Origin of the sequence: Enterococcus sp. DIV1094 (genome assembly GCF_017316305.2) — a bacterium.
GTDB lineage: Bacteria > Bacillota > Bacilli > Lactobacillales > Enterococcaceae > Enterococcus_B > Enterococcus_B mangumiae.
The window spans coordinates 571711-595800 of record NZ_CP147250.1 but is presented as its reverse complement, the minus strand read 5'-3'; the positions used below and the strand labels follow the sequence as shown (position 1 = coordinate 595800).

19 protein-coding genes are annotated in these 24090 nt (G+C 40.3%); 17 read left to right on the top strand and 2 right to left on the bottom strand.

The window, feature by feature from the left end:
• The first annotated feature begins 11 nt into the window (after window positions 1-11).
• From rbsD to DOK79_RS02895, 17 genes are all read left to right on the top strand, one after another.
• Window positions 12-407 carry a D-ribose pyranase gene (gene rbsD, locus DOK79_RS02975; RefSeq protein WP_206855244.1) on the top strand — a complete coding sequence of 132 codons (396 nt, stop codon included), beginning with the start codon at window positions 12-14 and terminating at the stop codon, window positions 405-407.
• 17 nt (window positions 408-424) lie between these two features.
• Window positions 425-1312: a ribose/proton symporter RbsU gene (rbsU, locus tag DOK79_RS02970; protein ID WP_206855246.1), complete on the top strand. Its 888-nt coding sequence runs from the start codon at window positions 425-427 to the stop codon at window positions 1310-1312.
• A 367-nt stretch (window positions 1313-1679) separates the two neighbouring features.
• Entirely contained in the window at window positions 1680-3341 is a 1662-nt protein-coding gene (locus DOK79_RS02965) for a PTS transporter subunit EIIC (protein WP_206855328.1), read from the top strand.
• On the top strand, window positions 3292-5322 hold the full coding sequence (locus DOK79_RS02960) for a BglG family transcription antiterminator (protein ID WP_206855248.1): 2031 nt from the start codon (window positions 3292-3294) through the stop codon (window positions 5320-5322). Before DOK79_RS02965 ends, DOK79_RS02960 begins: the two co-directional genes overlap by 50 nt.
• A 13-nt stretch (window positions 5323-5335) precedes the next feature.
• Window positions 5336-5779: a PTS sugar transporter subunit IIA gene (locus DOK79_RS02955; protein ID WP_206855250.1), complete on the top strand. Its 444-nt coding sequence runs from the start codon at window positions 5336-5338 to the stop codon at window positions 5777-5779.
• Between the two features lie 215 nt (window positions 5780-5994).
• Window positions 5995-9105: a SpaA isopeptide-forming pilin-related protein gene (locus DOK79_RS02950; protein ID WP_206855252.1), complete on the top strand. Its 3111-nt coding sequence runs from the start codon at window positions 5995-5997 to the stop codon at window positions 9103-9105.
• A 5-nt stretch (window positions 9106-9110) separates the two neighbouring features.
• Window positions 9111-10748, top strand: a complete 1638-nt coding sequence (locus DOK79_RS02945; RefSeq protein ID WP_206855254.1) for an immunoglobulin-like domain-containing protein — start codon at window positions 9111-9113, stop codon at window positions 10746-10748.
• A 10-nt stretch (window positions 10749-10758) separates the two neighbouring features.
• Complete coding sequence (locus tag DOK79_RS02940) at window positions 10759-10962, top strand: hypothetical protein (protein WP_206855256.1); 204 nt, start codon at window positions 10759-10761, stop codon at window positions 10960-10962.
• Window positions 10963-10976: 14 nt separating this feature from the next.
• On the top strand, window positions 10977-11810 hold the full coding sequence (locus DOK79_RS02935) for a hypothetical protein (protein WP_206855258.1): 834 nt from the start codon (window positions 10977-10979) through the stop codon (window positions 11808-11810).
• Between the two features lie 20 nt (window positions 11811-11830).
• On the top strand, window positions 11831-12214 hold the full coding sequence (locus tag DOK79_RS02930) for a PrgI family protein (RefSeq protein ID WP_206855259.1): 384 nt from the start codon (window positions 11831-11833) through the stop codon (window positions 12212-12214).
• Window positions 12198-14600: a VirB4-like conjugal transfer ATPase, CD1110 family gene (locus DOK79_RS02925; RefSeq protein WP_422392096.1), complete on the top strand. Its 2403-nt coding sequence runs from the start codon at window positions 12198-12200 to the stop codon at window positions 14598-14600. Before DOK79_RS02930 ends, DOK79_RS02925 begins: the two co-directional genes overlap by 17 nt.
• Window positions 14597-16522 (top strand): peptidoglycan amidohydrolase family protein, encoded by a 1926-nt coding sequence (locus DOK79_RS02920; protein WP_206855263.1) that lies wholly within the window; start codon window positions 14597-14599, stop codon window positions 16520-16522. The genes DOK79_RS02925 and DOK79_RS02920 overlap by 4 nt, the downstream gene beginning before the upstream one ends.
• Window positions 16519-17055, top strand: coding sequence for a hypothetical protein (locus DOK79_RS02915; RefSeq protein WP_206855265.1), 537 nt, complete (start codon window positions 16519-16521; stop codon window positions 17053-17055). The genes DOK79_RS02920 and DOK79_RS02915 overlap by 4 nt, the downstream gene beginning before the upstream one ends.
• A 50-nt stretch (window positions 17056-17105) precedes the next feature.
• Window positions 17106-18128, top strand: coding sequence for a hypothetical protein (locus DOK79_RS02910; RefSeq protein ID WP_206855267.1), 1023 nt, complete (start codon window positions 17106-17108; stop codon window positions 18126-18128).
• Window positions 18129-18369: 241 nt separating this feature from the next.
• Complete coding sequence (locus tag DOK79_RS02905) at window positions 18370-20139, top strand: PTS mannitol transporter subunit IICBA (RefSeq protein ID WP_206855270.1); 1770 nt, start codon at window positions 18370-18372, stop codon at window positions 20137-20139.
• A 13-nt stretch (window positions 20140-20152) separates the two neighbouring features.
• On the top strand, window positions 20153-20590 hold the full coding sequence (locus DOK79_RS02900) for a PTS sugar transporter subunit IIA (RefSeq protein ID WP_206855271.1): 438 nt from the start codon (window positions 20153-20155) through the stop codon (window positions 20588-20590).
• Window positions 20591-20603: 13 nt separating this feature from the next.
• A complete protein-coding gene (locus DOK79_RS02895; protein ID WP_206855274.1) occupies window positions 20604-21755 on the top strand; it encodes a mannitol-1-phosphate 5-dehydrogenase in 1152 nt (383 codons plus the stop codon).
• 119 nt (window positions 21756-21874) lie between these two features.
• Here DOK79_RS02895 and DOK79_RS02890 read toward each other — a convergent pair whose 3' ends face one another.
• Window positions 21875-22576 carry a type 1 glutamine amidotransferase gene (locus DOK79_RS02890; RefSeq protein WP_206855277.1) on the bottom strand — a complete coding sequence of 234 codons (702 nt, stop codon included), beginning with the start codon at window positions 22574-22576 and terminating at the stop codon, window positions 21875-21877.
• A complete protein-coding gene (locus tag DOK79_RS02885; protein WP_206855280.1) occupies window positions 22569-23921 on the bottom strand; it encodes a Mur ligase family protein in 1353 nt (450 codons plus the stop codon). The genes DOK79_RS02890 and DOK79_RS02885 overlap by 8 nt, the downstream gene beginning before the upstream one ends.
• Between the last annotated feature and the right edge of the window lie 169 nt (window positions 23922-24090).

Genomic DNA, 24090 nt, shown 5'->3' with positions numbered 1-24090 from the left:
ATGAAACAACAATGAAGAAAACAAAAGTAATCAATTCAGATATCTCACGAGTGATTGCTCAAATGGGACATTTTGATAAATTAAGCATTGGGGATGCAGGGATGCCTGTACCGATGACGACTGAAAAAATCGATCTGGCAGTCACACAAGGTGTTCCTAGCTTTATGGAAGTTTTACGCAATGTATTATCAGAATTAGCTGTACAGCGCATTTATTTAGCAGAAGAAATCAAAAAAGAGAATCCTGCTATTCTTTCAGAAATCCAAAAAGAAATGCCGGATACACCGATTACTTTTATCCCACATAGTGAAATGAAAGCAGAGTTAAACAATTGTCACGCGTTTATTCGCACAGGTGAAATGACGCCGTATGCGAATATTTTATTAGAAAGTGGCGTCGTATTCTAAAAAAGGAGATGTAACGAATGAATGCAACAGCATTATTGATCGGTTTAGGGCCATTATTAGGGTGGGGGCTTTATCCAACGATTGCTTCGAAAATCGGCGGCCGTCCTGTAAACCAAATTCTAGGATCAACGATAGGAACTTTGATATTTGCACTTATTTTTGCCATGATCAATGGGATGGCATTGCCATCTGGAATGGATCTAGTGTTTTCTATTCTTTCAGGTGTTGGTTGGGCAACTGCTCAAATCATTACCTTCCAATCCTTCACGTTGATTGGTTCGTCTCGCGCGATGCCGATCACGACAGCTTTTCAACTACTAGGAGCTTCCTTATGGGGCGTGTTTGCGTTAGGCAATTGGCCAGGAACAACAGCTAAAGTGCTTGGTGGCTTAGCATTGGTCTTGATAATTTTAGGCGCATGGATGACTGTTTGGACCGAGAAAAAAACCAAGGAAAACAGCAGTTTATTGAAGAAAGCTGTTTTATTATTAGCAGTCGGTGAAATTGGTTATTGGGCATATTCAGCCGCACCTCAAGCAACATCGATCGATGGAATGCACGCTTTCTTGCCACAAGCAATCGGTATGGTTTTGGTAGCAGTCATCTATACGGCCGTATTAAGTATGAAAGGACACGAAAAATCAGCTTTCACTGAAATTGTTTCTTACAAACAAATTTTTTCTGGCTTCTTTTTCGCTTTTGCCGCTTTGACTTATTTGATCTCAGCTCAACCTAATATGAATGGGTTAGCTACTGGCTTTATCTTGTCTCAAACTTCGGTCGTTCTAGCAACATTGACCGGTATCTGGTTCTTAGGACAAAAGAAAACGAAAAAAGAAATGACCGTCACGATCATTGGTTTGGTCCTTATTTTAGTAGCAGCCACAATGACTGTTCTTATTTAAGAAAAAATCAGTGTCATCAAGTAGTGATCATTTTCTAGAATCGAATAAAAGATTTATTACAATTTAGACAAATACCTCGATAAACGGTGATCAAAAATATACATCTTCGCTAATCACTGCTTATCACCACCTCACCATAGATCCTATTTCAAAGATTGGGCAGTAACAGATGTTACTTGCCCAATTTTTTTTGTGGAAAAAAGATAACAGAAACTGTTAGAATAGAGCTATCTGAAAAAAGCGAAAGCGCAGTCTGCTGAACAAGAAAGGGCAGGTGGTCAACGTGGGGGAGAATTTGAATGCGCTTCCTGCTCATTATGGCTCGAAATTGAAAGGATTTCGCCAGTTATTACATTATTTTAAACAAATGATCATGCCAAATCTTAGTATTTTTATTGCTTGGGGTTTGTTATCGATTCTGACAACGATCACATCAGGGGATTTAAAACAGACACTGGTTCATGTTACTGACTGGTTGATCTATCTGTTACTGCCCATTTTGATCAGTTATTCTGGGGCAAAGATTTTTGATCAAAAAGCGGCGGTAGCAGGCGGTGTTGCGGTTATTGGGATGGTCGTCGTTTCTGATCTGCCACAAATATTTGGCGCGATGATCATCGGTCTGATTACGGGAGGCATTTTTTATCGGGTAGATCGCTGGTTGGTCCCTAAAGTCAAACCTGGCTATGAGATGTTAGTGAATAACTTGATGATTGGACTAATTGGTGGTGTTGTTTGTCTTTTAGGCATACTAGTGATCCAACCACTTGTGGAAGGAAGCTTATCCTATGTTGGTCGCTTTGTTCATTGGCTTATTGCGCAACATTTATTGCCCGTCGTCAGTTTAGTACTAGAACCGTTAAAAATCTTCTTTTTGAATAATGTCATCAATCATGGGATCTTGACACCTTTAGGGATGGAAATGGCGCAACAGGAAGGACATTCGATTCTATTTTTGATGGAAGCCAATCCTGGTCCTGGAATAGGGATTTTAAGTGCATTTTTATTTGCTGCTGATCGAGAAAAAAGTCTCAAAGCAGGCGGTGCATTGATGATCCAAGCCATTGGAGGAATCCACGAGATTTATTTTCCTTTTGTCTTGATGCAACCCGCTCTTTTTTTTGCAGTCATGGTCGGTGGGGCAACAGGAACGTTTGTGTTCCAACTATTTGACAGTGGTTTGAATGCACCCGTTTCCCCAGGATCATTGGTGATTATTTTAGCAAATACGTCACCTTCACAATTTGCAGGTGTCATTTTGGGGATTGTCCTCAGTGCGTTTGCTACATTTATATGTGCCCTACTATTCATGGAAAAAAGAAAACCTGGGGAGTCAGTCATTCCGGAAAGGAGCCAACCGATGAATCAAGAACCAATCAATCAAATCATCTTTGCTTGTGATGCTGGGATGGGTTCTAGCGCAATGGGCGCAGCTATTTTGAAGAAAAAGCTGATGGCACAAGGGATAAACATGCCTATTGATTATCGATCGATTTACGATTTAAGGAATCATGAAAAACAATTGGTGATCGTCCAAAAAGCACTTCTCCCCACAGCAAAAGAAAAAGCGAAAGAGAGCCAGCTCATTGCTGTTGAGCATTTTTTAGAAGTTGAATCGTATCTACCATTGATCAAACAACAACTCCATCAAACGATCGCTGAAGAACAGATCAAAGAGAAACGAGAAATCAAAAAACAAGAGGGAATCACAGTTGTTTTTCTGTATCAAGAAAAGCGGCGAGGCTCCCAAACGATGGGGATGACGATTTTAATGGATCTAGCAAAAGAATATCAAATCGATCTAACCGTGAAAAAAACAGCTGTTGAAGATTTGGTACCTGAGGAAGAAGCCATCTATCTTGCGAGTGAAAGCTTGGCAAAAGCGTATCAGCTTGAACAATTCGTGGATCATTTGTTGATCATTGATCATTTTGTCAGTACTAAATCGTATCTATCATTAGTAAAGGAAGTGGATAAGGATGTATTTGTCACCAAGAGAAAAACAACTATTGACAGAACTCATCAATAGTCCGACACCCGTTTCCATCCAAAAAATGGTCAATGTTTTACGTGTCAGCAAACGTACCGTGTATCGTGAATTGGAGCAGCTAGAGCAATCTTTACACGAAGCAGATGCTTCATTGAAAAAAATAGCGCGTGGCTCATTTGCGATTGAAGCAACACCAGAAACAATGGCACAACTGCGTCAACTAGTAAATGAAACAGAGTTGGAATTATCGACAACTGAAAGACAACATGCGATTTTATTGGAAATATTACTCACCAAGGAACCTTTATCTTTAGGTTATTTTTTAGAAAAGTATTTGATTAGTAACACGACTTTTTATGCTGATATCAAGCAACTGGAAACAAGTATGCAACAACTTCCATTAACGATCACGCGCAACCGTGGCTATGAAATCACTGGACCAGAAAAATATCGAAGATTATTGATTGCAAATATCTTAGAGTTGGAAATCAATGCATATGAAGTATTTCATTTGCTGCAATTTGAGCAGACAACCAATTTCTTTTTTCAATTCATCACGACAGAGAGTTTACTCCTTGCGCGTCAAGTAGTACGTGAAGAATTGGTTCAGCAAAAGAAAGAGCTAAGTGACCGTAAATTGGAACATTTAGTTTTGATCCTCAGTATCACGATCGATCGTGTCAAACAAAATCAAGTATTAACGAATGAAACCTACACAGGGCTAGTAAATAAAGAGTTATTACGTATTGCAAAAGCTTTATTTTCCAAAATTGCAAAGGAGACCCAACAACTCTATCCAGTAAATGAAATCGTCTTTTTTGCTAGTATGTTAAATGATTTCTCCAATTCGTTTGATCAGGATTTCTTTGAAGAAACCTTTGATACGCAGCTCGCTTATCTTGTGAAGCAATTGATCCAAGTCGTGAGTGAAGCAACGAATAATCCATTTTATCAAGATGAAACACTATACAAAATGTTGTTGACGCATTTATCAGGCGTATTTTCTCGAGCAGTCCTTCAAGAAGAGCAGTTGACTAACCCAATCTTAGAAAAAATCATGGTCCAGTATCAAGACATTGCACAAGCAATCCGTCAAGGAATCGAACGGATCTTCCAAGAAAAGAAACTATCTGAAGAAGAAATTGCTTATATGGTTCTTCACTTTGCCAACTCATTGGAAAAAACGCCAAAGGACAGTACGATCAAAATCGCAGGTTTTTCCCCTAGTGGCTTAGCTTCGACAAGCATGCTTGAATTAAAACTAAAAAGATATTTCCCATTTATTCAACACATCCATTTTTATCGAATCGCTGATTTAAAGAAAATCAATTTAGAAGAAGAATATGACCTGGTCATTTCTACTTCGATTTTAAGTGGCTATGACGGGAAATATCTGTTGGTTTCACCATTGCTTCTTGAAGAAGAAATCAAGCAATTAAAAGCAGAATTTGCACGTTTGACCGAACACCGAACGGCAAACGTCCGGTTAGGCGATCAGCCTACGGTTATCGAAGATACGTATGAAGAGACGGTATCGATGATGAGTAAAATCAATCGATTACTCCAGCATTTCTTCATTCAAGAGCTAGACAATCCAGCAACAGTCGAAGCGACTTTAAACAGTATTTTTGACTATTTACCTACAGGATTGGTGCAAGATAAGGACAAAGTTTTTCATCGTTTAATAAAAAGATATCAACAAGCGCCAATTGGATTACCTCATACCAACATGGGACTGTTCCATACGTCTAGTTCTGAGATCACGGCACCATTATTTTGTATCTTTCAATTGAAACAGGTATTAGAAATTGAAGGAATGGATAAAACAAAAGTCGATTTATCAAGAATGCTTGTGATGTTAGCACCGTCCCCGATTGACGAAGCCACAGGGAAATTACTTGGAAAAATCAGCGGTGCATTGATCATGAACGACTTGAATACAGAAATTTTTCGTTCAGGTAATGAAGCAATCATTTATCAGTTATTATCTAAAATTTTAATCGACGAAATTAAAAAATAAAGGGGGGATAGAGATGCTTGAAATTCCAACGGAACACATTTGGCTGAACCAACAGTTTAGTAGTTGGGAAGACGCGCTCCAAACGATTGGCGAGCAGTTACTGGAAAAAGGAGTCATCCAAAAGGAATATATCGATGCGATGATTGCCCGTCAAGAAGCAACAAGTGTCTATATCGGCAATTTTGTGGCACTCCCTCATGGAAAAGTACAAGATGAACAGATTGTTGAAGAAGGTATTTTTTTGTTCCAAGTGCCTGATGGCGTTGATTTCGGGATAAATGGTGAAAAAAAGATCGCAACGATTTTGTTTGCTGTGATCATGAGAGAAAACCAACAATTAACAAGTTTACAAGAACTTGCATTCTTTTGTTCCGATGTCGATCAAGTAATGGCATTGAGTGATGCACAAACAGTAGTGGAAATCCAACAGATTTTAAAACAAGCTGAGGAATTTTGACGTAAAATACGCGACGACCAATCATTTGATTGGTCATTTTTTTTCGATTTTTTTGGGAGAATCTCGCCAAAATCGTAATTATATAGTGAAGGAGGTGCTCCGAAACGAAGTGAGATTTCTTACTTGATTTCAATAAGCAACAGCTGGGTGATTGAATCAACTTTCTCACTTTACAAGATCAAGCGACCACTTTATCAAATGAAAGGAGCTAAAAAATGAGGAGATACTCTAACTTGCTATTCTTGATTTTACCACTCATCATTTTATTTTCTATGATGACTCAAGTAAAAGGCATACCAGTCTCAGCAGAAACGTTGACTGGTGTCCCCGCCTATCAACCAATCACTGCATCTTTCCCCAACTATATGACACGCACGAGCTTACAACCAACCGCACAAGAAGACACTTGGGAAAACTTCAAGAAAGACCACCAACTGATCCAAGGACCGAACGGAAAATTGATCACCATAGGCTCTACGAATTATATCGAAGAGGCGATTCATAAACGCTCGCCAAGATTGCTTGACCCATTTGCCAATGAAAGTGTCGTTGTTGATCCAGCGATCCATATCCCTAATATTGATATCCAGCTATCAAACGGTGGCAGAGAATACGGGTGGTACGGAAAACGAGTGAATGGTGAGATTGCTCTATGTTTGGAGCAGGGTGTGGCTCTCAATATCGGTGAAAATAATGGCTACACTTCAAGTATCCAGAATACAGAATTATTAAAGAAAATCTCTTTGATCAAGTACTATGGCGTCATTGCGACAACTTACACGATGGAAAAAGAGTTGATGACTCAACTACTTGCTTGGGAGCAACAAGGGATCACACCTATCAATATCTCCGGCGTTTTGACCATGAGTGATTATCAAACATTCAAACGAACAGTGATGGAACAAGTGGAACGGTTCTATACCCAACCTAGTTTTCATGGACATGTTATGAATGTAAAAGTCGGCGAAAGCCAAACATTCACCGATACGTCTGGAGCATTTTCAAATTATGCCTCATCTCCCGTGCAATCAATCAATGGAGTCACCATTGAAAAGCAAGGGAATCAAGTAACCGTTACTGCGACTAAAGAGGCACCAGAAGCAAGCGAGATCGCATTTGATTATCATATCCCTAGTAGTTATCAAGGCGCGATCGTCGTGTACCAACACCCTTATACACAAAATATGGTGGTAGGCAGAGTGCCACAGCTCACAAGAACTTCCTTTCAGCTTCGCGTACAAAAATATGGCCATGCAGCTATCCGAAAAGTCGATCAACAAACGAAACAACCATTAGCCGGAGCTGTTTTTCGTTTCACGACTTCAGAAGGACAGCAAAAAGAATTGACGACAGATGTCGAAGGAATTGCTATTTGGCATGATTTGTTGGTCGATACGATCGTTACGATCCAAGAAATCAAAGCGCCAGACGGCTATGTTTTAAATCCAGCCCCCCAGACAGTCACTGTAAAAGTGAATGAATTGACCAGTGTCACGTTAGACAATCAGGAACAGACCGCCAATTTGATTGTTATTAAAGAAGACGAAGAAACCGGTGATCTGCCTCAAGGAGGTGCTCAGTTGATTGGAGCAGTTTATAAATTAACGGATGAAGATGGTCGAACCGTGGCTGAATTGACGATGGAAGAGATGGATGGGCAGGCATCAGCTGAGCTCAAAGGATTGAAACTAGGAACCTATCATTTACAAGAAATCATTCCACCAAAAGGCTATAACTTAGATCCGACGATCTACCCGATCCATTTGACTTATGCAGGACAAAATGAAACAGTAGCTATCCATCGAAAAACAGTCACAGACCGTGTCATCAAAGGTCATATTGAAGGGTATAAATTTGGATCAAAACCACTTATCCCTACTTCTATCTTCGAGGCATTACAAGCATTGACAACTAGTCAAACGAACCAGAAACCACCACTTGAAGGCATTGAGCTGACAGCCTCCGCACATGCGACAGGAAAAGAATATGTCCAAATCACTGAAAAAAATGGCTATTTCAAATTTACAGATTTACCCTATGATACGTATACGATTGCCGAAACAAAAGGAACAGATGGCTATTTGATCATCGAACCTTTTGAAGTGACGATCAGTGAGGAAGGTTATACCCATTTCTTTTTGTTAGAAGATGAAATCATCGAATCACGCGTACATCTCATCAAGATTGATCAAGAAACAGGTGAACAAATCCCATATGCAGGTGCACAGTTCAAGATTTTTGATACTTGGGCAAATGAGGGTCAAGGAGCATTTGTATTCATGACCCGTCCGAATGATACAGAAAAAACTGAGATTTTTGAAACCAATCAAAAAGGAGAACTAGTCACAACCGAGAGTCTACCTTGGGGCGTCGATCGCTATGAGCTTCATGAGATCAAAGCACCAGCAGGTTATCTGCCAATAGAAGAACCATTGATTTTCAGTGTAACGGCAGAGCACCATCACGCGTTGATTCGTATAGAAGTTCCGAATCGTTTAGCAAGGCAATCGATTGCGTTGATCAAGCGGGATCGGTTGAATGAATCTCCTTTGGCGCATGTACCATTTGGTTTATATAAGTTAGGAAAAGCAGAAAATGGCGAGCAAACACTTCAATTCATTGAGGAATATTTAACGGATGAAGAAGGCCGAATCGACGTAAGAGATTTGCCTTATGGAGAGTATCAATTGATCGAAGGAAAGCCCTTAGAAGGGTACTTACCATTAGAAGAACCGGTTGATTTTTCAGTGACTGTTGAGAAAGATGGGGAGTTGATCGTATTAGAAGCTTATAACGAACGAGAAAAATTAGCCTTAACGAGTTTGTTCACCTCCATTGATGGAACCAAGGAACTTGATCCGACAAAAGACAATCGCTTGAAAGATGTGGTTTGGGTCGAAGGAGCAGCCATCGAAATCGGTCATGTATATACCGTAGTGACGCAGTATCGCAAAGTTGGCACAGAAGAACTCATCGCCGAAGCAATCTCAACGTATACAGCAAAGAGTAAAGAAGATCAGTTTGAAGTGTTTTTTGAACTGAAAGCCAATACGCTAAAGGATAAGGACCAATTGATTGCCACGCATATTTTATACTATGAGCCTGAGCAAGAAAACGAAGTTGCCAGAGAAGATGACTTAACCAATAAGGAACAAACGGTTCACTTCAAAACACCAAAAGAAGAGAAAAAAGAAGAGACTAAAAAGCAGGAAAACACTCGAGAACTACCGAAAACAAACAGCAGGAGCTCTTCGTTTCTTGTAGGGATAGGTACCCTATTTCTAGGAATAGGTGGCGTTGTATTCTATAAACAAAAAAAGGAGTGATATGAATGCCTGAGAAACACACACATATGAGATTAGGATTATTCCTATTGAGTTGTTCAATTGTATTGCTGATCAGCGGCTGTAAACCAAGAGAAACAGAAGTCCCGCAAACGGCTGACTCCACAGTAAGCAGAAAGAATCAAGAAATCAGAGTGAAAGGATCAGAATCAAGTGACCTAAAAAAAGAGGATCACACTGCTTATTTGTTTGAGTTTGCTGCTCAATTGAGGAGGCCAATGAATCAACCCTCTGAAGCCACGATCAGAGATGAAACAAAGCGGCTAAGAATCGCGTATCTTGAAGCAACAACAGTACCTCAGATCGTCGAAAGCACAGTTGTAAAAAGTAACCAAACGCATCAGCCAAGAGAATTCGAGCAAACAATGACTCCTAATATACCTGTTACTCCAGAGGCATTAGATCAGTGGCAAGGGCCTATCGTTCATGTCAATGACCCATTGCACATTTTACCTAGAGGAACAGCGATTGATCCACTTGCATATGTTACTTTCATTCAAGGGAGCGATCCCAATCCGCTGATCCATTATACGCCCATCGATCCGAACCAAACGGGTTATCAAACCATGCAGATTTCAGCAATTGATTCAAAAGGAAACGTGAGTGTTGCGACTGTGACTTTTCTTTTTAATCACTCGCCAATCATTCAACAGGAAAAGAAAAGTCAACACGTAGCGATCGGTTCGAGTATTGATTTATTGGCAGGGGTTTTTGCTTACGATGAAGAAGATGGTGAATTGACCGCAGAAATCCAAGTAGAAACGACACTCCAAACAGAAAAAGAAGGAAGTTATGAAGTCATTTATTCTGTAACAGATCAATTTGGTGCAAGTACCAGTTTGACAACCAATGTGACGATCACGAATGAAGCACCGATGATCGTTGGCCCCAATCAGCTCGTCTTTCCTGTCAATCAGTCATTCTCTTTATTGGATTATTTCTCAGCAAGTGATCAAGAAGATGGGGCGATCAATCTTACTTCGGAAAATATCTTGGCATCTGATTTTGATCCCCAGGTACCGGGAAACTACTCTGTAAGAATCGGAAATGTGATGGATCGTTATGGCAAGCGAGCAATTGAGCGCACCGTCCATATTCATTTGACGAACGAAGCGCCCACAGTCACAAATACGCATATGACGCTCCCTGTTTTTAGTGAATGGAATAAAGAAAGCTATTTGGCAACACTGATTCTAGGAGATCGTGAAGATTCGGTGAATCAACTACAAGTGATGATCGATGTGCCACTTTGGCAGAAAGTCGACACTTCACGATTAGGTATCTATCGTTTTCCTCTTCAGGTCCAAGATACACATGGAAAAATCACTCGGACTTTTGGGAGCGTCCACGTAGTCAATGAGCCTCCTGTATTTTCTGGAATTGAGGATAAGAGAATCGTTGTAGGTGAAGAGAAGCTGGATCTACTAGCAGGCATCTCCGTGACCGATCGTGAAGAGTACTTGAGCATAGCAGATGTTGAAGTCATAGAAGAAATCGCTTGGGACATACCTGGAAGCTATCCTGTTTATTTGTCGATCAAAGATTCGTTTACAGAAACGCGAGTGTCTTTTCATGTCATCGTGTTAGAAAAGAATCTAGAAATGCCAGAGATAACAAGCGAATAAGGAGAAACGAATGGAATATTTCAATCAAGCAATGTCACTATTTTCCAATGGAATCATTACCGCAGGCAGTTTACTGACTGTCTGGGGCATCATCCAATTAGGCGTTGCAATCAAGGAACACAATGGTCCAGGTATGCAACATGCCATTTTTCAAATCGTTGGTGGAGCAGTGGTTTTAGCTGCCGGTGCGTGGATCACGAATATTTCGATGTGAAAGGACAGAAGTGAATGGACGGTGCGATAGAATTTCTACTACAAACAATGGCAGAACAATTAAGTTTATCGACGAATCATAAAAACAGTCTGTTGCAAAACCTAGAACATTATTTGCCGGAAATCTATCGTTACAGCGTGACGATCATGGAAAGTGTCGTCAAACCTATCGCGTATTCACTGTTAGGTTTCCTACTATTGATCGAATTCCAACAACTCACGCATCGCTTATACGGGAAACAGTCAGAATTTGGTGGTCTGGAACTATTCTTGCCATTGTTTATCAAAATCGGCTTGACCGTATTGCTTTTACGACATTTGATGGTTTTTCTCAATGCCATTATGGATGTGGGTATCTTTGTTAGCCAAGGCATCAATCAATTGGAAATCCCAGGTGTTACGGATCAAACAATGGATATTGTCGGTGTGATGGAGCAAATTGCTCAGTTAGGTTTTTTCGAGAAAATGACGTTGTTGATGATCTTACTCGTTCCATTAGTCCTATCGATCATTGTCAGCGTCCTTGCGCAAGTGCTGATCTTTTTACGCTTTTTGGAAATGTATCTTTATTTGAGTATTTCACCTTTACCGATCGTTGCTTTAGTAAACACAGAAATCGGACATGTCGGAAAGAATTTTTTAAAGCTTTTTGGCGCGGCATCTTTACAAGGAGTCTTGCTATTTATCGTGTTGAATATCTATCCGCTTCTAGTGAGTACTGTTTTTTCATTTGATGAGAAGCAAGGAATGATTGCCGTGATCAGCGCAATCGTTGGCAATTGCCTGGCACTATCTATGTGTTTGTTCTATACATTGAAATGGTCTAAAGCGATCATCGTTGCAGCATGAGTGAAGAAAGGCGTGGAAATATGGCAGTAGAAGTAGTAATTAGAAAAGAAATCAAAGAATACCAAGAAAAAATCTTTTTTGGTTTCTCACTAAGGCAGATCATCGTGATCGCTTTAACACTAGTAGTGATTTTGCCGATCGGTCTGCTCAATCATTTTGTTTGGGGATATTCTATCGATGATCTGGGCTTTATATTGATGTTTTTTACCAGTCCGATTCTATCTGTTGGTTGGATCAAAAAAAATCAGTTACCTTTGGAAAAATATCTCTTTGTTCGTTGGCGTCATTTTATCGCAACAAAGCACTATCCTTATCAAAATGCTCGTTTGGAGGAAGAACATGAGGGGATTTCAACGAGGAAAAACAATAAAACAGAGAAACATCGAAGTGAACAAGGGAACTAAGAAATCTTCATTAGCCAAATTATTACACAAGCAAAAGAAAAAAAGAGGAAAAAAAGAGCGGAAATCAGCACCTCCCAAACATGCACAGGGGAAGATCCGTTATGAAAAAATGTATGAAAGTGGGATTTGTGAACTTCCTTCTGGCTACTACTCCAAAAGTATCCAGTTTTCTGATGTCAATTATCAAATTGCACCGAAAGAAGAACAACAAGCTATTTTTCAAAGGTATTGTACCTTGCTAGATAGCTGTGATGAGCGAACGCACCTAACGATCACCTTGCGAAAGAAGCGCATCGAACAAAAGGACCTGGAAAAGCAATTGTTTTATGAAGAAACAGGGGAAAGACAGGATATCTATCGACAGGAATTGAATGAAATGCTTCGGCAAACAATGACAGAAGGCGGCAGGAACTTTAGTAAACAGAATATAGTAACATTCACCACACAAGCCACTGATTATGCTCAAGCCAAACGTTCGCTTGAGCGCATCGAACAACAACTCAGCAATAGCCTGTCAGAAATCGAGTCGAGTAGTCAACTTCTTTCTGGAAAAGAACGGTTGCAGCTTCTCCATGAATTGATCAAGCCCAATGAATTATTCCAATTCAATTATATAGATTTGGTTTATAGCCGTTTATCCACAAAAGCAGTTGTGACGCCATCAAGTTTTAACTTTAAAGCAAAAGACTATTTCGAACTCGGTTCAAATTACGCCCAAGTACTTTATTTGAAAGAGTATCCCACTAAGCTGTCTGATAAGCTGATTTTAGAATTGATGGATATTGGTGAAGAGCTATGTTTATCGATCCACATTGATCCAGTGGATTCCGAAAAAGCGAATCAACTGATCCAAATAAAAAAAGCGTACATGGAAGGAGATAAAACGGCTGCGGAAAGAAGAGCAACACAAAAAGGGTATGATCCTTATTCGAGCATTCCCTATGAATTGACCAATAGTATCAAGGAAGCTGAAGCTTTATTAGATGACTTAGTCAAAACAGGACAGAAATTATATTTTGTCACCTTCTTAGTTTATTTTCGCGCTCAGTCAAAAGAACAACTTGCTGATATTGCGGAACAAGTACAACATATCGGACGTAAAAATCGTTGCACTTTCAGTGCGTTGGACTATCTACAAGATGAAGGGTTCAATTCAGTTTTACCTTTAGGCAAGAATTGGATCGAGCAGCAACGAACGCTGACGACAGAAAGTACAGCAATCTTTATCCCTTTTTCCGCACAAGATCTCGACCATAGCGATGGGAAATACTATGGGCAAAATCAAACAACCAAGAATAGTGTCAGAATCAATCGTAAATTGCTAAACACGCCGAGTGGCATGATTTTAGGTAGTTCTGGTTCAGGGAAAGGTGTAGCCAAAAAATATGAAGTAATCACGACGTTACTTAAAAATCCAGAAGATGAGGTCATTTCGATTGATCCGGAAGACGAAGATACGGTCATCGGTAATGATTTTGATGCTCAAATCATCAATATTGCCCCAAATACAGATACATTCATCAACTTATTAGATAGTTCAGAAGACTTAAAGGGAGAGGCTGATCCGATCAAATTGAAAGCTGATTTTTTGTTGACTGCTTGTGAAGCATTGATTGGTGGCCCCACTGGGTTAAATTCAGCACAACGTTCAATCATCGATCGAGTCACTCGCTTGACGTATTTCAATTTCCAACCAACCTTAGAAAAGACAGCGCCGACACTCGCGGAAGATTGGTTTCCACTTTTAAAAGAACAACCAGAAGCAGAGGCGCAAACACTAGCGTTAGATCTAGAGTTGTACATCGAAGGTTCACTGTCGATTTTCTCTCAAACAACTAACGTTTCTTTGAATAAACGTTTTGTGATCTACAATACGAAACAACTAGGAAGCCAATTGAAAACATTTGGGATGATGGTTGTTTTGGAACAAGTATGGAATCGGGTTGTTCGTAATCGTGACCGAGGCATCACTACTTGGATCTATATCGATGAAATGCAGCTACTGCTAAATGATCCTTACTGTGAAAATTATTTTTTTGAACTCTGGAGTCGAATCCGAAAATGGGGAGCGATCGCTACCGGGATTACTCAAAATGTTGAAACATTATTATTGTCAGATAAAGCCCGCCGGATGTTAAGTAATACGGAATTTATCATCATGCTCAAACAAGCAAAAAGTGACCTAGATGAGCTGTCTACTTTATTCAGTCTTTCTTATCAGCAACAAAAACAATTGATCAATCCAATTAAAGGAGCCGGACTGATACGTGCGGGGAATGCGATCGTTCCTTTCTCAAATACTGTGGACGCAACAACAAAACTTTATGAATTGATCACCACCGATCCTATTGAACGTCATAAATTACGACAGGAAGTATCGCCATGACTCAATCTAAGATAGCGACAGAAGCGGACAAGAGAGAACGAAATCAACGAAGGAATATCAGGCATTTTCTGCGTAGAAAAATTGGCGATCCTATAAGAGGGATGAGTGGTTCCCATCAAAAAACAGCTGACTTTTCTTTGGTGGAAAATAAAAGCCTACGCATCAATAAAGTCACTCCTTATATATTTATTGGTGCAAGCAGTCTAATATTTTTTATTTTCTTCAGCATGATCGGGTTTGTTTCTTCTGCCACCGTCAAAACTAATGAGTTTGAATTGACACATGTCTGGAAATACTTAACCGAATTAGACGCTGAATTGACATTGGAATTAAAAACAACAGAGAAACCGATTTTAGTGAATGATCGAGTGGTAACTTCAAATGAAGTTGTGATAAGAACTGATATAGATGAGGTGTTAGTATATTTAGATTTGGCTTATGGGGATTACCGATTGGACACACCAGATGGACTCAAAGAAACGATCAAAGAGCTACATCAACAGTTGTGGCAAATAGATAGCAAGGAGGAACAAGTGAAAGTAATGTCACGACCATTGTCTCAAGTGATCACTTGGACGCCAGAGTGGCAAGAAAGACGGCAGTTGTTAGCGGAAATTGGTCTTTATGCCAGTTTGACTGAATTGAGTAATCCATTGAAAGAGGAAGATTCAGTGCGTATAACACAACGTTTTGGGTATTACGCAACGGATCGGGAAAAGCGACTATTTGAGGGAATAGTTATCCAGACAGAACCAAACGAGATCTTAGTCGCTGCCATTGGAGGAGATATTACAAGAGATCAAGAGAATGTAACAATCACAACAAATCACCAGAAAATTACTTATCACGATGTCGTCATTACAGCAACTGAGGGACAAACTGTTTCGAAAGGTGAAGAAATCGGTCGCGTGAAACAAGATGAATTGCACTTGTCTTATCATAAAAAAGGTGACACAGTCAATCCAGCGTTTTATTTCCCCAACGTAATCGATAACGATCAGGGGCTGTTCGATTCAAGTGGCATAGGGACTACCTTCAATGAACAGAAATTTCGAGAAGTGATTTTACTTCATTGTCATGCATTTAGCAATCAGGCAGAGACGATCATCCAAGCAGCTAAAGACAATGGGATTTCACCAATCGTTTTAGCTGCGATCATGATCCACGAAACTGCTTGGGGGACGAGTAAAGGGATTCGTGAAAAGAACAATCCAGGGGGCTTGATGCGAGAAAATGAGTTACTTTCCTATCCCACACTTGAAGAAGGGATCGCGGCCACTGCCCGAACGTTGAATCAATTGATCGTCGTTCAAAGACTGCTGACAGTAGAGCAACTTGGAAGTGTCTACTGTCCTGTAGGTGCAAGTAATGATCCTCTTGGCTTAAACCAATATTGGGTACCAACGATCAAAGAATTATTTGTCCAACTAGGCGGCAGTAAAGATATGAGCTTACTCTGGCAAGCAGATCACACGCTTGGTCAACAGGTGTTGGCGCAAGCAAGAACATTGTATCGTAAAAATGTTCAATACTCGCAAGGATTTGAACGCGGAACCTTTCCTTATCATGATTGCTCCTCTTTTGTTTTCTGGGCGATGAGAGGCGTAGGTCTGCCTGTTCAACTTGGGAGCACTGAGACATTATATTCTTTAGAAGGAACGCTCCTAATGCCAATCAGTCGTGAAGATGTAAGAGCGGGTGATTTGTTTGTTTGGGGAAAGAAAGGACACTCTTTAGGCAGTTATGGTCATACAGGCATATTTTTGGATGAAGGAGGTAAAACGATCCTTCATTGTACTCCTGCTACTTCTCGCGGCTATGGTCAAGAAGGAGATATCGTCATCACACCATTTGAAGGATATGCGGGTGACTTCCAATTGGCTCCTGTTTATTTCTATCGATTGATGGGAGAAATCAAATGAACCTAACATCCAGTTTTCGTTCTTTTGTTCTTGTTCTTTTACTGATAGGGGGGATTACTTTTAGCATTGGCTGGTCTGTCGGTTCTCGTTCACAAGAAAAAAGGCAAGAATCTGAACAGAAAGCCGGCCAACTTTCAGAAGCACAAGTGAAAGAATTTTTGCAAGCATATTATACGTTTGAAACAGTCGGTGAGAATTACACCACATACGTTGATTTTCTATCGAATAACATGCAGGAAAAGGCAAAAGCAGAACAGCTTAAAAAAGCGCATATCCCGCAACGTTTTGGATTTAGTCGATGGCTGACGAGCGAGCATTATTTCAAAAAAACAAATGATGAAGTGATCGAAGTTCTGTGTCTGGTTGATTTTACGACCTCTTTATTGAATGAAGAAGGGGATGTTGTAAAAAAAGAGATCCGCCATCGTGTGGGCGTAAAACTAACGTATCTTTATGAGACTGACGATCATCGCTTTTTATTAGATGATCTTGAGCAGTTGGTTTTGTTTCAAGATGACGTGACAGTTGGATGATGGACACGATGTTCGATGGAAAAAACAAAATGAATAAGGGAGGGCAGCGTATGGCGAAAGAAACTGCAATCATCGACCAGATTCATCACTTACAAGTAGAAGAAACCCAGTTAGATTTGTTTCAGGCTTTGGAATATTTAGAAACTGAAAACCGCCGGGTCTTGATGGCAAACATACAAGGACATTGTCGTCTACGAATTTATGATCGTAAAGGAGTACTTCTGCTGGAGAAGATTCTACAATTTCCATTAACTGAGGAGATTGAAGAAGTATTAGATTCAGACTGGGAGCAAGTCAAAGAAACAAATAAAACAGAAAAGAAGATGCTTTTCACTGATCCAAGCAATAGGTGGAAAAAGTATCAGTTATCACGAATTGATTGGAAAAAGATCATCCAGCGATTACTTCTCAGTGGAGTAATCGTTTTTGTTGTTATACGAGGTGCCAGCATGTTTGTCGGACAAAGTGCAAATAACGAACCAAAAGTAACTGAGGACTCTCAGAACATTTCATGGCAGTCACTAGTCGAAGCAGGAGCATATGACGAAGCTGCTGAAAAATATCCGGATCAGTATCAACAATTGCTCGATCATTTAGTGGAACAACAGGAATTTTCTTGGGTTGAGAAGCTGAACGAGCAAAGACCAACAGGAAATGCGACGTTCGATCTAGCTTTTTATCAGAAAGATTGGGAAACAGTGATTGTGACCCACGTGGAACAATTAACAGAACAACGCCAAGTCAAGTTGGCAATTGCCTATTTGGAACTTGAACAAATCGAAGAAGCAGTTGTGTTGAATCGCCATATAAACCAGCCAGAGATTACTTTGACAATCGATCAGTTTTATTTGCAAGAAAGTCTTGATTGGTTGAAAGAAAAAGAAATAGACAAGGCGAAAGAGCTGTCTCAAAATATCCAGACGGAAGAATTGAAAGCGGTGATGGCGGCTTATATCGAGCAAGCAGCCATTATCTTAGATTTTATTCGCTTCTATGAGGATTCTTCTGATCGTTCTGACAGTGTAAAACTTTGGGAAGAGCGATTGGCTCGTTTGGGGGAATCAGTAGAATGAGAAGAATGACCGACAGCACAACAATGCTACAGCCTGTTGGATGAGGTTTTTACAATATACCCAAAGATAGAAAAAGAGCTATTGTTTCTATGTCTTTAAGAAATGTCAAATATCTTGCATCACCACAGTCCTTTTCAATCCTCCATATTTTGGCACAAATGATCGTGCCAAAGTCCGACTATTTATCTCGTTAGTAAGCGGATACAATTTGGTTAAAGAAAGAGAAAAAGGAGCGGTTGAAGTGGAAAAGACGATGCCAAAAAATAAAATTTCATTCAAAGCAAAAGTACAAAAGTTAGGAAGTACCTTATCCAGTATGGTGATGCCAAACATTGGAGCATTGATTGCCTGGGGTGTCCTTACGGCATTATTTATTCCAGATGGCTATTTACCAAATGAAGCATTTGCTTCGATGGTAGGCCCGATGTTGACCTATCTGATCCCGCTATTGATCGGCTATACCGGAGGGAAAGTCATCGGTGGTGATCGTGGTTCAGTCGTAGGAGCCATCGCAACGATGGGTGTGATTGTCGGAACAGATATCCCGATGATGCTTGGTGCGATGATCATGGGTCCATTAGGTGGCTATGCCATCAAGAAATTCGATCAAATTTTTCAAAAGCATATCAAATCAGGGTTTGAAATGTTGGTCAATAACTTCTCTGCAGGATTGATCGGTTTTGCGCTAGCATTGCTTGGCTTTTCTGCCATTGGTCCAGTGGTCGATACATTGACGCAAGCGATGGCAACAGGCGTTGAAGCAATTTTAAATGCAAATTTGATTCCATTGACAAGTATTTTTATCGAGCCAGCTAAAATTCTATTTTTGAATAATGCGATCAATCACGGTATTTTGACACCTTTAGGCACAGAACAAGTAGCTTCCGCAGGACAATCGATCCTTTTCTTATTGGAATCAAACCCTGGACCTGGGCTAGGTGTATTGTTAGCTTTCACAATGTTCGGTAAAGGGGCAGCAAAATCTTCTGCACCTGGCGCAATCATCATCCACTTCTTAGGTGGGATCCATGAGATTTACTTCCCATACGTGATGATGAAACCGTTATTATTCTTATCAGTGATTTTCGGTGGGATGACAGGCAGTTTCGTTTTCCAATTGATGGATGCTGGATTACGCGCACCGGCTTCACCGGGTTCGATCATTGCAATTTTAGCAATGGCACCGCTAAGTGCATACCTACCAGTTATTCTAGGGATCGTCGCTGCAACAGCTGTTTCTTTCGGGATCTCTGCGGTCATTCTAAAAGCAGATGCAAAAGAAACCAGTGAAGACTTTGAAAAATCAGTCGAAGCGACTCGCCAAGCAAAACAACAAGCCAAAGGAACTGGAGCAGCAACTCAAGGACAACCTGCGCTTTCAGCAGTCAAAAAAATCATTTTCGCCTGTGATGCTGGTATGGGATCAAGTGCAATGGGCGCTTCCTTATTAAGAAAAAAAGTACAAGAGCATCACTTACCTCAAACAGTGACCAATCAAGCAATCAGTCAACTGTCTGATGAAGCAGACGTATTGATCGTGACACAAGTGGAGTTACAGGAACGGGCAAAACAAAAAGCGCCAAATGCTCAGTTCGTTGCAGTTGAAAACTTTTTGAATTCACCAAAATATGATGAAATCATTCAAGCTTTAGGGAGTAAAGAAGAACAACAAGTAACGGAACAAGCCGCGCCTTCACCGGAAGATCTAGATTTAGCTGAACTTAAAAACGTCAAAGAGATTTTACTTGTTCATGATGATCGCTCCGGTTCTGCCACAATGGGACTATCATTACTAAAAGATATCTTGAAGAAAAACCAATTAGAGATTCCTTTGAAAAAAATCAATATCGATGATTTGACGGAACATCCGAACACGTTGATCGTATCAAAAGAATCGTTATCTGAGGAAGCACGTTCAGTGGCTCCGCATTCGCTTCATTTTTCTGTCGCAACAATGGTCAGCCCGCAAAAATATGAAACGATTGCTCATTATTTGAAAAAAGTAGCTTAGAGGAGGAAGTAAAATGTCTGAATTAGCATTTGATATGATCGAGTTGAATAAGTCTTTTGCAACAAAAGAAGAGGCAATCAGATACTGTGGTAGAAAATTAGTCGAAGCAGGTTGTGTCGAGGAACCTTACATTGACGCGATGGTGGAACGTGATGCAATGTTGTCTGTTTATATGGGGAATTTCATTGCGATCCCTCATGGAACAGATGAAGCTAAAACCTTTGTCAAAAAATCAGGGATTTGTGTGATCCAAGTACCAGATGGCGTCAATTTCGGGACAGAGCAAGAAGAAAAAATCGCGACCGTTCTGTTTGGGATCGCCGGAGTAGGAGAAGAGCATTTACAGTTGGTCCAACAAATCGCTCTATACTGTAGCGATATGGATAATGTCGTCCAACTGGCAGATGCGTTGAGTAAAGAAGAAGTCACACAAAATCTAGCAATTGCCTAAGGAGAGAAGAAGAATGAGAGCAGTACACTTTGGGGCCGGTAATATCGGCAGAGGATTTATAGGTGAGATTTTAGCAGAAAATGGCTTTGAGATCACATTTGTTGATGTCAATCAACCACTCATTGATGCTTTGAACAAACAAGGACGTTATAAGATCGAATTAGCCGATGAATCTAAAGAGCAGATCATCGTTGAACAGGTTCGAGGATTGAACAACCAAAAAGAGCCTGAACAAGTAATCAAAGAAATTGCGCAAGCAGATCTTGTCACTACAGCAATTGGTCCAAATATTTTACCATTCATTGCAGAGTTGATCGCAAAAGGTATCGAACAAAGAGAACAAGTGGGCAATGAGCAACCCTTAGACATCATCGCTTGTGAAAACATGATTGGCGGCTCACAGCACCTAAAAACGGAAGTATATAAGTACCTAACTGATAGTGGATTTGCGGATAAATGGATTGGTTTCCCAAATGCAGCAGTGGATCGTATCGTACCGATGCAACACCATGAAGATCCTTTATTCGTACAAGTGGAACCGTTCAAAGAATGGGTCATTGATGACACTCAAAGAAAAAATAAAGAGATTTCGTTAGATGGCGTACTATACGTCAAAGACTTGGAACCTTACATTGAACGTAAACTATTCAGTGTAAATACAGGACATGCGACAGTGGCTTATACCGGTGCCTTATTAGGATATGCCACGATCGACGAGGCAATGCAAGATTCACTAGTTGTTGCTCAACTAAAATCAGTACTTCAAGAAACAGGAAGTCTACTTGAGGCAAAATGGGGCTTTGATAACAAACAACACGAAGCATATATTGAGAAGATCATCCAACGCTTCCAAAATAAATATATCTCAGATGCGATCACTCGTGTTGCACGAACACCTTTACGTAAATTAGGGTATCAAGAACGCTTTACTCGTCCCGTTCGTGAGTTGCAAGAATACAATTTGACTTGTCCGCATTTGACAGCTACGATGGGCATCATTTTTAACTACTATGATCCAGAAGATGAGCAAAGTCGTCAGCTACAAGAGATGAAAGTCCAAGAGAACATGGAGCAGTTGATCCAAGAAGTCACAGGTATCCATGATCCAACGACCATCAGTAACATCAAGCAAAACGTGATGCGTTATGCGAAACAAGTCGCTTGATGATCGAGAAGATCGATAGGCGATAAAAGTAGACAGTGAAGAAACCTCCCACAATATCTCAGATATTTTGGGAGGTTTTTAGCTGTTTTATTTTTTCCAGTTGATCATTCAGCACCTAATCATTTGATCGGGGCTGCGGCAACGGTCGGTAGATCAAGTTCTTTTCCATAACGATTCTCTAACGCTAAGCGAACCAGACGTTCTGCTAAATGCTCATTGCGGGCTAAGATCGGACCATGGAAATAGGAGCCGAAAACGTTGCGGTAAATGACACCTTCTGATTGATCTTCGCCATTATTGCCTTGACCTTTGACGATTTTTCCAAGTGGGCGTTCGCCTTCACCAAGAAATGTTCGACCATTATGATTTTCAAATCCATAATAAGTTTCGTTGAATTCTTCGTTGTGGATCACGATGTCACCGATAAAGCGATTATTCTCTTGGCTCAACGTATAATGATCCAACGCACTGATTCCTTGGATTTTTTCGCCGTTTGCGCCCATATAATAATGGCCAAGAAGTTGATAACCGCCACAAATGGCAAGGATCACACCATCATTTTCAATATAGTTGATCAATGATTCTTTCTTTTCTTGAATATCTTTTGAGATGATCATTTGCTCAAAGTCTTGACCACCCCCAAAGAACACTAAATCATATTTGTCTGCCTCAAAGGGTTCATGGATGCTGACGATCTCGGTGTGAGAAGTGACGCCCATTTTTTTGGCGATATATTGGAGCATCAATAGATTCCCGTTGTCGCCGTAAGTATTCATCAGATTCCCATAGAGATGGGCAATACGTAATTCATAGTTAGCCACGATTCATGCCTCCTTTGATAAAGCCTTGACTCGCTAATTCTTTTCGTAATTGTAAAACGGCTGTATATGTCGCTAAGATGTAGACATGGTCTGTCGGTAGTTGTTTGATTTTTTCAATGACTTCCGTCAATTCTTTTGATTGTGTCAATCTGTCTTCTGCGATACCAGCTACTTTCAAACGTAGTGCCATATCGGTGTGGCGATCACCACCAGCAATCACAGCAGGAATCTCCATCTCTGCAAAGCGTTCGAATTCACCATCCCAGATCCAGCTCACATCGATCCCATCTGCGTAGTTCGCATTTAGTAGGGCGACTAATGAGAATGGATAAGGCGCATGTCCCATCATATCGATGACTTGGTTGATCCCTACAGGATTTTTGACAAGGACTAATGTGCAAGATTTGCCGTCGATCTGGATCACTTCTTGACGACCAAATACTTTTTCATCGTAGCCTAAGCCTTGTCTGATTTTTTCTGGAACGACCCCATAGTATTCAGCAACCGCTGTAGCCGCTAAAGCATTATAGACATTGTACATCCCGCCAACTTCGATGCCATATTCATTGCCATCGATGACGAAATCAGCTGATTTATTGTCCATGCGTTTCATTTCTGTCAAACGATAATCCAGTTCAGGACGTTTGAAATCACAATTTGGACAGTAGTATTTACCTAAGTTTGCATAAGTGATCATTTTGTAATGCAAGATATGATGACATTTTGGACACAACACGCCATCTGTATTGTAGTGCGCCATCTGTTCGCGGTCTTCTTCGTGATCAAATCCATAATATTTTCTAGGATTGACTGTCTCGACTGAATTGAAAATCGGTGAATCACCATTACTGATGATCGTCGCCTCTGGTGATTTTGCCGCACCATCAACGATCATTTTATAAGTAGTATAGATTTCACCGTAACGATCCATTTGGTCACGGAAAATGTTTGTGAACAAGAATAGCTCAGGTTTGATGTATTCAGTCACTCTACTTAGACTGGCTTCATCGATCTCTAATACTGCAAATTTCTTTTTCCCTTTTCCAGCTTTTGCTTGTAAAAAAGTTGAAACGATTCCTTGGACCATATTTGCGCCAGTAGGATTCGTCAAGACTTCATCAAATTGTTGTCGTAAAATATTGACCGTCAAAGCGGTTGTCAACGTTTTGCCGTTTGTTCCGGTTACGACAACGACTTGATAGTCTTTTGCTAATGTATCTAAAATGTGAGGATCGATCGATAAAGCAAGTTTACCGGGTAAGCTTGATCCTCCCTTGAAGAATGTTTTTAGTCCCCATTGTGCGGTTTTACCAACTGCAATCGCAAACTGACTGCGTATTCCCATTATGTAACCTCCAAAACGTCATAATTACTAATAAATTCAACTAATCATACCATATGTTGAAAAAAAGGTTAAATTGCTTTGTCTTATTTTACAAAACTTTATATTGTTAGCAAAACAAAAAAGAAAGAAGCGAGAAAACGAATAATCATCGCTTCCTTGCTTCTTACCA

Excerpts from the sequence above, each read along its gene's own strand:
- rbsD (WP_206855244.1), top strand. The coding sequence starts at position 12 with ATGAAGAAAACAAAAGTAATCAATTCAGATATCTCACGAGTGATTGCT.
- rbsU (WP_206855246.1), top strand. The coding sequence starts at position 425 with ATGAATGCAACAGCATTATTGATCGGTTTAGGGCCATTATTAGGGTGG.
- DOK79_RS02965 (WP_206855328.1), top strand. The coding sequence starts at position 1,680 with ATGATCATGCCAAATCTTAGTATTTTTATTGCTTGGGGTTTGTTATCG.
- DOK79_RS02960 (WP_206855248.1), top strand. The coding sequence starts at position 3,292 with ATGTATTTGTCACCAAGAGAAAAACAACTATTGACAGAACTCATCAAT.
- DOK79_RS02955 (WP_206855250.1), top strand. The coding sequence starts at position 5,336 with ATGCTTGAAATTCCAACGGAACACATTTGGCTGAACCAACAGTTTAGT.
- DOK79_RS02950 (WP_206855252.1), top strand. The coding sequence starts at position 5,995 with ATGAGGAGATACTCTAACTTGCTATTCTTGATTTTACCACTCATCATT.
- DOK79_RS02945 (WP_206855254.1), top strand. The coding sequence starts at position 9,111 with ATGCCTGAGAAACACACACATATGAGATTAGGATTATTCCTATTGAGT.
- DOK79_RS02940 (WP_206855256.1), top strand. The coding sequence starts at position 10,759 with ATGGAATATTTCAATCAAGCAATGTCACTATTTTCCAATGGAATCATT.
- DOK79_RS02935 (WP_206855258.1), top strand. The coding sequence starts at position 10,977 with ATGGACGGTGCGATAGAATTTCTACTACAAACAATGGCAGAACAATTA.
- DOK79_RS02930 (WP_206855259.1), top strand. The coding sequence starts at position 11,831 with ATGGCAGTAGAAGTAGTAATTAGAAAAGAAATCAAAGAATACCAAGAA.
- DOK79_RS02920 (WP_206855263.1), top strand. The coding sequence starts at position 14,597 with ATGACTCAATCTAAGATAGCGACAGAAGCGGACAAGAGAGAACGAAAT.
- DOK79_RS02915 (WP_206855265.1), top strand. The coding sequence starts at position 16,519 with ATGAACCTAACATCCAGTTTTCGTTCTTTTGTTCTTGTTCTTTTACTG.
- DOK79_RS02910 (WP_206855267.1), top strand. The coding sequence starts at position 17,106 with ATGGCGAAAGAAACTGCAATCATCGACCAGATTCATCACTTACAAGTA.
- DOK79_RS02900 (WP_206855271.1), top strand. The coding sequence starts at position 20,153 with ATGTCTGAATTAGCATTTGATATGATCGAGTTGAATAAGTCTTTTGCA.
- DOK79_RS02895 (WP_206855274.1), top strand. The coding sequence starts at position 20,604 with ATGAGAGCAGTACACTTTGGGGCCGGTAATATCGGCAGAGGATTTATA.
- DOK79_RS02885 (WP_206855280.1), bottom strand. The coding sequence starts at position 23,921 with ATGGGAATACGCAGTCAGTTTGCGATTGCAGTTGGTAAAACCGCACAA.